Source organism: Marinobacterium ramblicola (assembly GCF_019084545.1).
In the GTDB taxonomy this organism is placed as follows: Bacteria; Pseudomonadota; Gammaproteobacteria; order Pseudomonadales; family Balneatricaceae; genus Marinobacterium_D; species Marinobacterium_D ramblicola.
The window spans coordinates 85,248-98,250 of sequence record NZ_JAHREP010000011.1 but is presented as its reverse complement, the minus strand read 5'-3'; the positions used below and the strand labels follow the sequence as shown (position 1 = coordinate 98,250).

Genomic DNA, 13,003 nt, shown 5'->3' with positions numbered 1-13,003 from the left:
TCAGGCGCTATACGCCCAAGGCGTTCGAACTGCCGCGTCAGGCCGGTGTCTTGTCACCGATCGGCTGCTTGCGGCCATCCTCATCGCGCCGTGCCAGCAGCATCAGCTGGCGCCGGTCGACATTGGCCTCGTCGATCTGCCCCGCACGCAGGAAGCGCTTGGCATAGGTCAGGTAGATTCGCGACTCCAGGAACAGCTCGAAGATATCGACATCGAGATGCTGGTTGCTGGCCATCCTGGCCATGATGCAGAGCGACTCGGACAGGGTCTTGGCTTTTTTGTAGGGCCGATCCCAGGCGGTCAGCGCCTCGAAGATGTCGGCCACCGCCATGACCCGCTCCGGGATACTGCGCTCACCGATCTTCAGCCGTCTCGGGTAGCCCTTGCCATCCATCCGTTCATGGTGGTTGCCGGCGATTTCCGGCACCCGCTTGAGTTCCGGCGGCAGCGGCAGATTGCTCAGCATGCAGATGGTCTGCACGATATGGTCGTTGATATGGAACCGCTCCTCCCTGGTCAGCGTGCCCGCATTGATCGACAGGTTGTACAGCTCACCCAGGTTGAACGAGTACTCGGGTAACTCCATATCGAAGCCCCAGCGGTTATTGGGGTTATCGCGCTCCACCGGCGGTCGGCGGTCGCCCCATTCGACCAGGTGATCGGGACGGTCATCCAGCAGCCTTTCGATCACCGGCAGCTCCTCCAGGTGCACGCTCGCCGGCAGGCGCTCATACTCCTCGCGCGACAGCCCCAGCCGCCGGTCGAAATGCCGCGTCCAGGTCTGCTTGCCGATCTGCTCCAGTCGCGCCCTGTTCTCCGCCCCGCCGAACTCCGCACCGATGTTGGCGGCGGCGATAAACCCGAAGTCATCCTGCAGTTGCTTCTGCTTCTCCGCCAGCGCGCGCTGCAGTTCGACCGGGGGCCGCCCCTCAAGCATCCCCTGCAGGTAGGCGATCTCGGCATCGCGCCAGATCACCTCGAAGCGGGTGCGGATCTCATGGATGCGGTTGTAGATGGTCTCGAGCTTGGTCGCCTTGTCGACCACATACTCCGGACTGGTGATCTTGCCACAGTCATGCAACCAGGCCGCGATCCGGAACTCGTCACGCTCGGCTTCGGTCATGGCAAAATCACTGAACGGCGGCTTGTCCGAACTCTCCGCCGCCTCGATCAGCATCTGCGCCAGCTCTGGCACCCGCTCACAGTGGCCGCTGGTGTAGGGTGACTTGGCGTCGATCGCATCCGCCAGCAGGCGGATCATGGCGTCCAGCAGCAGGCGCTGGCGGCGAATCAACTGGCGGGTCTCGATCGCCGTGGCCGCCGAACCGGAGAGCTCATCCACCGCCCGCTGCACCAGCTCCATACTGACATCGGCCTCATGGGGCAGATCCAGCGCCAGAATACCCAGCAGCTGATTCTTACGCCCCATCAGCGCGGTCATCAGCACATCGCTGTGACGGTCCTCGGTAAACGCCTTGAGCACCAGCTGCTTCATATGCTCGACGTCCTTGCGGTCGTGTCGCAGCGTGGTCGGTGCATCGGGCAAGCCGCTCATCGCCACCAGCCGCAGCGAGGCCTGCTCATCCTCGAACAGGTAGAGCACCGCCGAGGTTGCCGCCAGGCTGTCCTTCAGATGGCGCACCACGCCGTTGAGCATGTAGTCCAGGTCCGGCTCCCGCGACAGTGTCAGGCTCATCCGCTGAAAGTGATGGATGGTGCGCGACATGCTGGCGAACACCCGGCCCAGAGCATTCAACTCCTTGATGCGCGAGTTCACCCTGACCGGGCGGGTAAAGTCGAAGTTGGCCACCGCGCGCATCTCGCGCGCGAGTTGTCTCAGCGGCAGAGACACCAGCCTGCCGGCCAGGGCACCCAGCAGCACGAGGATGAAGATCACCGCCAGGGTCCAGTACACCTGCTGCAGGCTCTGCGCCTTGGCCTCGGCCAGTACCCCCTGTTCGGGGAAGGCCATCAGCAGTTTCAGCGATGCATCCGGAAAGGAGGACAGGGGTATCCAGACGCCGAAGTAACGGTTATCACCGATATCCAGGGTCTGCAACTCCCCCGCCAGTTGATCCCGGTAGGCAAGCCGTTCGATCGCCGGTGAGTCGAGTTCCTGAACACTGGCCTGGCGCACCCCGCTATCGGTCAGTTTCAAGCCCCAGTAACGGTCAGCGAACGCCACCACCAGATCGGCGTAATCGATGATTGCCAACTGCGTCCCCGGCTTGCCGGCGATCCCGGCCAGCTGCGCCGACAGCCCATCGATCGACGCATCCAGCGCAACCACAGAGGCACCGTCCGCACTGCGCAGCGCCAGGGTCACACCGAGCTCATCCACGTTGGGCAACAGGTAGGGCGCACTCAGTTGCACCGCCCGCGACTGCGCTGTCCGTTGATACCAGGAGCGCGGTAGTGGGATGCCCTGATCCTCAACCCCTTTCTGGGTTTCAAGCAGTTGCAGCTGCTCGTCGAAAAACAGCATGTCCCCTTTCGCCAAGGGTTCGTCGCGGGTATCGACGACGAACGCGGCCCGCTCAGGCACATGCAAACGACGCCGGATGTCGGCGCTAGCCGCGCGGACGCGCACGACGCGAGCATCCGGATCGCCGGCATAGACGGCAACGACATTGGGATAGGTACGCAGGATATCGACCAGCACAGGCAACCGCTGCAGTCGACTGCGCTGATTGCGGGCGGTGGTGAAGGGATCGTGTGCCAGCACCCGAAGCGCACTTTCCAGGGGGGAGACGAGATGGCTGATTCGGCTGTCGACATCGTGCGCCAGCCGCTCTGCCGACTCGATGGTATCGGTTAACAGCAGGGCACGCTTGTCCAGGTAGGATTTGCCCACCAGTACCGTACTGAGTAGCAACATGCTCAGCAGAATGGCAGCGGTGATCAGCACCTGCAGCCGTACCTCTGCTCCTTTGCTGCTCGTCATGAGCGACCCCTGCCAAGAGATGTGTATTTAGATCCGTCTACTTAACGCAAAATCACCACCATTTATAGCACGTCCCCCGCTCGAATAGTGAATAACGGGCAGCGAAACATGGCGAGCCGGGAGCGAGGACGCATCCTGTCTATATCAGCTCCAACACCGGCTCGCGCAGTTTGGCGAACTGTTCACGCAACTGCAGCAGGTGCTCGCCCCAGTAGCGCTCGGTATTGAACCAGGAGAAGTTACGCGGGAAGGCCGGGTCGTCCCAGCGTCGCGCCAGCCAGGCGCTGTAGTGCAACATGCGCAGACAGCGCAGCGGTTCGACCAGGTGCAGCTCGCGCGGATCGAACTCGGCGAACTCGTTGTAACCTTCGACGATCTCGTTCAACTGCAGCTGCAGCTCGTTGCGGTCATCGCCGGTGAGCAGCATCCACAGATCCTGGATCGCCGGCGCCATGCGGGCGTCGTCGAAATCGACGAAGTTGGGGGTGTCGTCACGCCAGAGGATGTTGCCGCCGTGGCAGTCACCGTGGGCTCGGATATAACGCACGTTACCCGCCTGCCGGAACGCCGCCTCCACTTCACGCAGCAGGTCGGCGGTCAGGCTGACATAGGCCTGGCGCAAGGATGCGGGAATAAAGTCACGGGCGATCAGCTCGACGCTGTCATGGCCATAGCTCTGGATATCCAGCCTGGGCCGATGCTCGAAATCACGCACGGCACCGATCAGGTGGATGCGGCCCAGGGTATGGCCGAGCCGGTACAGGTGTTCCGGGTCGCTCAGTTCCGGCGCTCGACCGCCATGGCGCGGATAGAGCGCAAAACGGTACTCGCTGCCGTTGGCCGGGAAGCGGAACAGGCTGTTGCCCTCTGCGTCGCGCAGCGGTGCCACCACCGGCAGCTCCTGCTCCGCCATCTCGAAACAGAAGGCATGCTCCTCCAGGATCTGCTCGTCGCTCCAGCGCAGCGGACGATAGAACTTGGCGATCAGCGGCTGCGCCTCCTCTATTCCCACCTGGTAGACGCGGTTCTCATAACTGTTCAGCGCCAAAATCCGACCGTCGCTGAGATAGCCCTGGGACTCCACCGCGTCGATCACGGTATCGGGCATGAGCTGGTAGAAGGGCTGGCTCGGATTGTCTGTCATGAAGGCTACCGCTGCTATGGCTTCAGCGGCATTTTAGCTGTGCAGCGCATAGCAAGCGAGCTGCGTTTATCAATCAGCCGGTATCAGTTAGCGTCGATATGCCTTACGGCATACTTCCCGCAACTTGTTTTCCAAGAGGCGTAATCCTATAGCGGCGTTCCAGAGGAAACATCGGCAACACCTGAATCGCGACTTCCACCAGCCCCATCTCTTGCAATCGTTCGAGAACACCCCGTCGGCAACTCTGTTCAACCTGACTACCGACGGAGACCTGCAGCAAACATCGCCGCTCCTCCTGAGTCAGTTCAATCGGCGTGCTCATCTCCGATCCTCTGTATTCCTGCTCTGTAATGAAATCCTGGACAACAACAGCGCAGATAGCAATATTCAACAATCGGCACTGTCTTTAGCTCTATGCGCCCTACTCGCCACATTTCGCCACATTGCTTCCTAACCCCGCCAGAACACCGGCGTGAACAGCACCATGATACTCAGCAGTTCCAGCCGCCCCAACAACATCGCGAAACAGAGCACCCATTTCGCGGTGTCCGAGAGCGGCTTGAAGTTTCCGGCGGGGCCGATGATATCGCCCAGGCCCGGGCCGACATTGGTCAGTGCCGTGGCGGCGCCGGTCAGGCTGGTCATGTAGTCAAGGCCGGTCATCGCCAGAATCATGGAGGTGAACACCAGTGTCAGAAAGAACAGGAACGAAAAGGCCACCGCGGAGAAAATGATGTCGTCTTCAACCTCCTTGCCGTTATAAAGGATCGAAAACTGGCCACGTGGATGCACCTGCATCTTGATCTGGCGGTGCAGGAATAGATAAGACAGCTGAAAGCGGAAGATCTTCATCCCACCGCTGGTCGATCCCGAACAGCCGCCGATAAAGGTGACAAAGAAGAAGAAGATCAGACTGAATCCACCCCATAGACTGTAGTCTGTCGACGCATACCCCGTCGTGGTGATAACCGAGACGATATTGAATGTCGCCTGGGTCAACGCATCGAAGGGTTCGTAGTAATCGTACTGGATCAAGTAAAACGTCATGATCACGGCCAGTACGGCCACTATGACCAGAAAGCCGAACACCTGTTCATCGGCCAGCGCTTTCGGCGAAGGGTTCGACATGAACCGAATGAACAGCACAAAGGGCATGCCGCCAAGCAGCATGAACAGGATCGACACCCAAAGGATACCGTTATCGAAGCGCCCCATCGAACGGTCGTCGGTGGCATAACCACCCGTCGATACGGTCGTCAGGGCGTGGCTGACGGCATCAAACAGGGACATGCCGTTCAACCAGTAGCCCAGAATACAGGCTGCCGTGATGATGCTATAGACACCAAGCAGTAAACGGGCCAGATTACCAAGACGCGGCAGGGATTTATCGGACCAGTCCGACGATTCGGTCTGGAACAGACGCATGCCGCCGACCCGAAGGAACGGCAGGATTGACACCGCCATACCGATCACGCCCAGACCGCCGATCCACTGTAGCAAGGCGCGCCACAGCAGCAGGCTGTGGGGCATGTTTTCGAGGCCGCTCAGCACCGTGGAGCCGGTCGTCGTGATACCGGATACCGATTCGAAGACTGCATCGGTAATACCGATCTCTCCATGTCCGAAGATCAGCGGCAGCGCGCCTGCGACCGATAACAGCACCCAGCTGCAACTGGTCATCAGGTACAGTTGGCGCGGGGTAAGCGAAAAATGGTGCGAACGACAGCTCAACACCAGCACGGTCCCGGCAACGGCCGTGACAATGGAGGAGAACACAAAGGCGTAGGTTTCGCTATCTTGCTGAACCCAGCCGGTGATAGCCGGTATCAACATCAACCCCGCCATCAGCAACGAGAGCAGACCACAGACATACAGCACGGGTTTGAACAGTTTGAGCATGATCTCTTCCCTCGGTCGACCCTTGCATTGTCCGAACGGCACGCGAAAACAGTCGAATTACGAAACGGCGAAGAGTGTAAATTCTTCGTAAACGTCCTGTCTACTTGACAGAGTCAAGAATAACTCCAACATCTTCAATCATCTGCGTGACGAGCAGACCATCTCTTGACCCAAAGAGTCAGTGCAACGACAAGGGACAGTTTCACATACGTCGCGACGGCCGCCCAAAACATATCGCTTTTGGCATGCTCCGTTAGATAGCCGCCAGGAAATGCCGCCAGAGTAGCCAGTGCGGAAACGAGAAACCCGAGCAGGATTCCATATCGCCAAGAGATGAACATCACCGGAAATGCATACGGAAAAATGGAGTAAACCGGCTGTTGACTTCTCTGATTTACGATTGCCAGACCCAGCAACCATATTGATACCAGTAACGAGTCAAGAGCCAATCGCCAATGAGCGCTATTTTTTAGTGACATCTACAAGGCCATCGATAAGAACCGAATAAGCATCCAACACTAGATTCAACCAGGGTATAAATTCAACCTTCCCTCCACCCGATATTCGTAAGATCGTCGCCGACAGAACGGTTATGCCCGGCATCCGTAACGGCCCCCGATTCGGCTTTACGTTTTCTTTACGCCATTCCCGCCCGGCCATCTAGATTCGTTACGGCGCCCGTCGCTAGCCTTGCGTCAAGAATCCGCACCCACCACTGCGAAAGACTCGACTCAGCCGATGCAACCGACAGCCCGACTCGCCACCATTATTCATCTATGCAGTTTTCTAGTGCTGTTGTACAGCCTCTCCATGTTCGGTCCGATTCTGATGGGTCTGGTCTTTGTCGAGGCGGACCTTTCCTCCTTTATCATCACGCTGGCCGGCTCATCGACGATCGGGCTTGCCGGTTGGCTAAGCACGCGCAACGCCGACAAGAACCTGCGCACTCGCGATGGTTTCATGGTCGCCGTACTGTTCTGGATCACCGTGTCCATTATTAGCGCCCTGCCGTTCCTGCTGGACAAGCGACTCGACCTGCGCATCGTGGACGCGGTGTTCGAAGGGGTTTCCGGCATCACCACGACGGGCGCCTCGATATTGAACGATATCGACAATCAGCCCAAGTCGATCCTCTACTACCGTGCGCAACTGAATTTCCTCGGCGGGCTGGGAATCATCGTACTGGCCATCGCCGTGTTGCCCCTGCTCGGCATCGGCGGTGCCAAACTCTACCAGTCCGAGTTGCCGGGGCCGTTCAAGGAGGAGAAACTGACGCCGCGCCTGGCCGATACGGCCAAACATCTCTGGCTGATCTATACCGGCCTCGGTCTGGCATGCGGCATCGCCTATTTCCTGGCCGGAATGGACTGGTTCGAGGCGCTCTGCCACGCCCTGTCCACGGTGTCGCTGGGCGGTTTTTCGCCGCATGGCGATAGTCTGGGCTTTTACGACAACCCGGCAATAGAGCTGGTCGGCGGCATATTCTCGATTCTGGCGGCGATCAACTTCGCACTCTATTTCGCGGCGATCAGCAAAGTCAGCCTGATGCCGATCCTGCGTAATTCCGAGTTCCAGTTTTTCATTCTGATGGTGACTCTGGTGGTCGGCTTCACCTGTCTGGAGCTTTACCGCACCGGAACCTTCGACGCTCAAGGCTCGGCGGTACACGGTTTCTTTCAGGCCATATCGATCATGACCGATAACGGCCTGGGGGCCGGCGGCTACCCCTCCTGGCCCGCTCATATTGTTCTGCTGCTGCTCGGAGCCAGCTTCTTCGGCGGTTGTGTCGGTTCGACCTGCGGCGGCATCAAGGCGATGCGCTTTCTGATGCTGCATCGCCAGAGCAGCACGGAGATCAAGAAACTGATCCACCCGAACGCGACCTTCGTCACCAAGGTCGGCGGTAATCCGGTATCGGATCGCATGATTCAGTCGGTCTGGGGACTGTTTTTCCTCTGGATCTTCTTTGCCTGCGTGTTCGTCTGGGGGCTGGTGGCGTCGGGGCATGACTTCGTCACCGCCTTCGGCACCGTCGCTGCCTGCATCAACAACATGGGCGTCGGCTACGGCGACACCTCGTCGGGCTTCGGCACGCTGACCGATCCGGGCAAATGGCTGATGGCCGTCGCGATGCTGTTCGGCCGCATCGAGATATTCCCGATTCTCGTGATTCTGTCCAAGACATTCCGGCGATTCTGACCGCCATGAAGATTATCCGGCCGGGCGCCGCCAGGTCGGCTTGACACTCTTCTGACACCGAGCCGTCGTTACTCGATGTGCACGGACCCAAGGCTCTGCAGCGCCCGGCTGTAGGCCTCGGTCAACCGATCGCCGTTCTGGTCGATAAACAACGCCGGTATGCCCTGCTCATTGGCCACTTTCAGCCCCTGCTCGCGCCCCAGACACAGCAGGGCCGTCGACCAGGCATCCGCGGCGGCCGGTTCCGGATAGAGCACGGTGACGGACACGGTGGCATGCTCGACCGGTCTGCCGGTACGGGCATCGAGGATATGGCTGTAGCGTTTGCCGTCGGCATCGAAGTAGTGGCGATAGGTGCCGGAGGTCATCACGGCCAGGGGATCCGCGGTCGCGATGGTGATCACCTTCTCGACCTTCCGTTCGCCGGGCACCGGCCGCTCAATCGCCACCCGCCACGGCTGACCGTCGGGTTTGCCGCCCCGCGTCTGCAGTTCGCCCCCGATCTCCACCAGGTAATCGCGGATCCCCCGCTGCTCCAGCACCCGCGCCACCCGGCCGACGCTGTAGCCCTGAGCGATCGACGACAGGTCGATCTGGAGATCCGGTCGGGTTTTGCGCAGGCCGTCGTCACCCACCGACTCGACCTTGTCCATCCCGGTGGAAGCCAGTGTCTGGCCGATCGCGCCGGCGGACGGTGGCGAGAACCGGTCGTCACCGAAGCCCCACAGATCGAACAGCGGCTTAATGCTGAGGTCGTAACAGCCCTCGCTCGCCTGACTGACGCTGCGTGCCTGTTGTACCAGCGTCACGATCTCGCGCCCCGTCGTATGAGGCGTGAGATCCCGGGCGGCATTGAACTGCTCGATCGCCGAATCCTGGCGATAGCCGGACATGGCCTTGTCGATGCGCCCCAACTCATCATCGACCGCCCGCCGAAGCGCCGGCAGATCGACCGGCTCGGCCGCCCGGAAGCTGACGTGGTAGGTCGTGCCCTGGGCAAACCCCTCGAAGGCGTGCATCCGCTCCGGCTCCGAGCAGGCGACGATCAGGGTGAACGGCAACAGGGCAGCACAGGTTCTCAGGTGTCTGATCATGGCAAGGAAGGTCCGTGTGTTACTGGGTGGTTATTGCGAGGCTTCGCGGAAAACCAGGCGATAGCCCACCCCGGCCTCGGTGCGGATATAGCGTGGTTCGGCCGGCTCGTCGCCGAGTTTCTGCCGCAGATGGCTGACAACGATGCGCAGATAATGGGTGTCCTGTTCGTGGCCCGGCCCCCAGATCTCCTGCAACAACTGGGTCTGGGTGATAACGCAGTTGGGTGACTGCGCCAGCCGTGTCAGGACAGCATACTCCTTGGGCGTGAAATCGATGAGTCGACCGGCGACGCAGACCTGGCGTTTCGCCAGATCGATACACAGGTGACCATCATCAAGCCGTTTCGGCGCATCGGGCTTGTTGTAATCACGCAGACTGGCCCGGATACGCGCCAGAAACTCCTCGACACTGAAGGGCTTGGTGACATAGTCCTGCGCCCCGGCATCCAGAGCCCTGACCTTCTCCCTGTCGCCGCTGCGGACGGACAACACGATCACCGGCACCCGCGACCAGCCGCGCAACTCTTCGAGCACATGATGGCCATCCATATCGGGAAGCCCCAGGTCCAGGATGACCAGATCGGGCTGATGGCGGACGACGGCCGCCAGCCCTTGTTCGCCGTTTTCGGCTTCGACCACCTCATAGCCGTCGCTTTTCAGCGCGATCCGCAGCATCCGGCGGATCTGGGCTTCGTCATCAATAATCACAATCCTGGCGTTCACCTGGGTTCCTCATCCGTTTCACGGCTATCGTCGAACGGTGGCGGCGAATCGATCGGCAATTCAACCACGAACCGACTCCCCCGGTGCCCAGTTCCATCCATGACATGGACCGTCCCCCCATGCGCACCGATCATGCCCCGGCAAATGGCCAACCCCATGCCGGTATTCTGTTTGCGCTCATCGCCCTCGGACATGACATAAAACATGTCGAAGACCTGTTCGCGCAACGACTCTGGAATCCCGGGTCCCTTGTCTTCGATCTCGATCCGGCACCGCCCCTGACGCTGTCCTGCAGTAATCCGAACGGGTTCCTCCGGAGGCGAGAACCTCACGGCATTTTCCAGAATGTTGTACAGCGCCTGCTCGATCAAGGCGGCATGGACATACAGCAGGGGTTGCGAATCCATCGGGTGATATTCGATCCTGACATCGGGCGAATAGCGCCTGAGACGGGCAATCGTACTGCCGATGATATCCGCCAGGGGGATCCAGTCACGCTCGATCTTGAGGGTCCCGTGACCTAAGCGGGTCATATCAAGCAAATTCTGGATGTAGGCTTCGAGACGCCGGCTTTCATGGCGAATGGTGTCCAGCAGTTCCTGCCGGTCCTGCGGCGCCAACTGAATTTCCAGCAACTGCAGGCTCTCGGCGGCGCCCATCATGGCCGCCAACGGCGATTTAAGGTCGTGGGACACCGACGATAGCAGTGCCGAGCGCAGCCGCTCGACTTCGGTCGTGACACGGGCGGATTCCAGATCGCCGACCAGTTGTATGCGTCGCCAGGTATCGGACACCTGCTGCAGCATCGCACCGATCAACTCCTGATCATAATGATCCAGCCGTTTTTTGCCGTCTGCCCACTTCATGGCCACGATCGCGATGGCATCGCCGCTGTGGATGGGAAACAGCGTCCAGGCGGCACCGCTCAGGCAGTCGGTCAACCGTCCCGATGACACCCGATGCCGTCGACTCCACTCGATGGCGGCTTCGTCGTCCCGGCCAAAAGCGGAGCCCGCAGCGAGAAACCGGTGACGCACGTTGTCTTGGTCCCAGGCCAGCACACAGCACTCCGCCTCCAGCGCCCTGCCCATCTCCCGCGCCACGGCCAGCCATGCGGCCTCAGCATCTTCCGCGACCGACAGTTGCTGTCCCAGCAGGCGCATGGATTCAGAATAGCGATTGGCCATCTTCAGCAGGATGAACTGGCGCCGGATAAGAGAGGCCGCCGATCCGCAGATCAGGGCGATCAAGAGCAGGAACGACAGGGTGGTCAACTCGTCCTGACGCGCCACTTCCAGGGTGTAGCGCGGATCGGTCATGAAGAAATTGAAGCTCAAGAACGCCAGCATCGACGCAAAGATCGCAGCACCGGAGCCATATCCCAGCCCTGTTGCCACGACCGCAAGCACATAGATCAGAACCAGGTTGTAGTTTTCCACCCAGTATTCCAGCGGCACAGCCAGGGCCGTTGCGGCCAGAACGGTCAGTGCCGCAACGGCGTAGCCACGCCAGGCCCTCGTTGCAGTCGGGGAACGCTCGAATACACTCATCGTTTCAGAACAGGGCCAGACCCACCTGAAACAGCTTCTCCACGGCCCCCAAGCTCTGCTTGTTGGTCATGAAAAAGATCAGGTGGTCCCCCTCGACGATGCGCAGTTCGCCTTTCGCGATCAAGACCTGCCCCTCGCGCACTACGGCGCCAAGCACGACGCCGGCGGGCTGGGGCAGATCGACGATCCGCCGTCCGACCAGCCGTGAGTTGCGGCCGTTGCCCCGCGCCACCCCCTCCAGCGCCTCGGCGGTACCGTGACGCAGCGAATGGATACGCGCCATCTCGCCACGCCGTACATAGGTCAACAGGCCGCCGATGGTGATCTGCTGCGGCGAGATGGCGATATCGATCACGCCGCCCTCGACCAGCTCGATATAGGCGGGGTTGTTGATGATCGTCATCACCTTTCGCGCTCCCATCCGTTTGGCCAGCATCGAGGCCATGATATTGGCCTCGTCGTCGTTGGTCAGCGCGCAGAACAGATCGACGCGGTCGATCCCCTCCGCCTCGAGCAGATCCGCTGCCGAGGCGCTGCCGTTGACGACCACCGTTTGCGTAAGCTCCGCCGTGATCTGGTTGCAACGGGCAATATTGCGTTCAATTACGGTGACACTGTGGCGCGCCTCGAGCCGCTGCGCCAGCGCCTTGCCGATATTGCCGCCGCCTGCGATAAGGATCCGCCCATAGGGTGGCAGTTCGCCACGGCAGCGCGTAATTGCCTGCTGTACATGATCTGCCGCGACCAGGAAGAACAGTTCGTCACCGGCCTCTATACACGTGCCCCCTGCAATATGGATCGGCTCGCCCAAGCGGTAGATCGCCACCACGCGAATCCGTACTTCGCCCAGTAGCCGGCTCAGTTCACTCAGTCTACGCCGGTAGAGCGGAGCCTGCGTGTCGACCCGAATTGACACCAGTTTGACCCGCCCGTCGGCGAAGTCGAGCAGTTCCGTCGCCCCCGGGTAGTCAAGCAGTTGCTCCATGTAGGCGGTGACCAGTTGTTCGGGGCTGATCAGCACATCCACCGGCACGGCGTCGTCGCCGAACAGGCCGGTGGCGTATTGCTGATACTGAGGGGAACGGATGCGGGCGATCTTGCGCGGGGTGTTGAACAAGGTGCTGGCGACCTGACAGGCGACCATGTTGATCTCGTCGCTGCCGGTCACCGCAATCAGCATGTCACTGTCGGCACAACCGGCCTGCTCGAGCACGCTCGGATGCGACGCCACCCCCTCCAGGGTACGTATATCGAGTCGGTCCTGCAGCAGCCGCAGACGTTCGACTTCGCTGTCGACCACAGTGATGTCATTGTCTTCGCTGGACAGCTTCTCCGCCAGGGTGGCACCGACCTGTCCGGCACCGAGGATTATGATTCGCATGATGGAACACCGCCGACCGATCGGCTTCGATGAATAACAGTCCGCTATTGTCACCCAATCCGATATGAA

9 protein-coding genes are annotated in these 13,003 nt (G+C 60.4%); 1 reads left to right on the top strand and 8 read right to left on the bottom strand.

Features of this window, described 5'->3' with window-relative positions; translation table 11 throughout:
* Positions 1 to 37: 37 nt before the first annotated feature.
* The 4 genes from KQ940_RS10260 to KQ940_RS10245 all read right to left on the bottom strand — a co-directional run bounded on the left by KQ940_RS10260 (position 38) and on the right by KQ940_RS10245 (position 5,987).
* Positions 38 to 2,944, bottom strand: coding sequence for an HD domain-containing phosphohydrolase (locus tag KQ940_RS10260; RefSeq protein WP_217413469.1), 2,907 nt, complete (start codon positions 2,942 to 2,944; stop codon positions 38 to 40).
* A gap of 139 nt (positions 2,945 to 3,083) precedes the next feature.
* Complete coding sequence (locus KQ940_RS10255; protein WP_217413468.1) at positions 3,084 to 4,088, bottom strand: serine/threonine protein kinase; 1,005 nt, start codon at positions 4,086 to 4,088, stop codon at positions 3,084 to 3,086.
* A gap of 103 nt (positions 4,089 to 4,191) precedes the next feature.
* Positions 4,192 to 4,479, bottom strand: coding sequence for a hypothetical protein (locus KQ940_RS10250; protein ID WP_217413466.1), 288 nt, complete (start codon positions 4,477 to 4,479; stop codon positions 4,192 to 4,194).
* A 59-nt stretch (positions 4,480 to 4,538) separates the two neighbouring features.
* On the bottom strand, positions 4,539 to 5,987 hold the full coding sequence (locus tag KQ940_RS10245; RefSeq protein ID WP_217413464.1) for a TrkH family potassium uptake protein: 1,449 nt from the start codon (positions 5,985 to 5,987) through the stop codon (positions 4,539 to 4,541).
* A gap of 738 nt (positions 5,988 to 6,725) precedes the next feature.
* Between KQ940_RS10245 and KQ940_RS10240 the strand changes: the two genes are divergently transcribed.
* Positions 6,726 to 8,186, top strand: a complete 1,461-nt coding sequence (locus KQ940_RS10240) for a TrkH family potassium uptake protein (protein WP_217413463.1) — start codon at positions 6,726 to 6,728, stop codon at positions 8,184 to 8,186.
* A 68-nt stretch (positions 8,187 to 8,254) separates the two neighbouring features.
* Here KQ940_RS10240 and KQ940_RS10235 read toward each other — a convergent pair whose 3' ends face one another.
* From KQ940_RS10235 to trkA, 4 genes are read right to left on the bottom strand one after another with little or no spacing between them, the layout of a single operon-like run.
* The gene (locus KQ940_RS10235) at positions 8,255 to 9,280 is read right to left on the bottom strand and encodes an FAD:protein FMN transferase (protein WP_217413462.1); all 1,026 of its coding nucleotides are present in this window, start codon (positions 9,278 to 9,280) and stop codon (positions 8,255 to 8,257) included.
* A gap of 30 nt (positions 9,281 to 9,310) precedes the next feature.
* Positions 9,311 to 10,003: a response regulator gene (locus KQ940_RS10230; protein WP_343222646.1), complete on the bottom strand. Its 693-nt coding sequence runs from the start codon at positions 10,001 to 10,003 to the stop codon at positions 9,311 to 9,313.
* Positions 10,000 to 11,553, bottom strand: coding sequence for an ATP-binding protein (locus KQ940_RS10225; protein ID WP_217413461.1), 1,554 nt, complete (start codon positions 11,551 to 11,553; stop codon positions 10,000 to 10,002). Before KQ940_RS10225 ends, KQ940_RS10230 begins: the two co-directional genes overlap by 4 nt.
* Positions 11,554 to 11,557: 4 nt before the next feature.
* Positions 11,558 to 12,934, bottom strand: a complete 1,377-nt coding sequence (gene trkA, locus KQ940_RS10220) for a Trk system potassium transporter TrkA (protein ID WP_217413460.1) — start codon at positions 12,932 to 12,934, stop codon at positions 11,558 to 11,560.
* Positions 12,935 to 13,003: the final 69 nt, after the last annotated feature.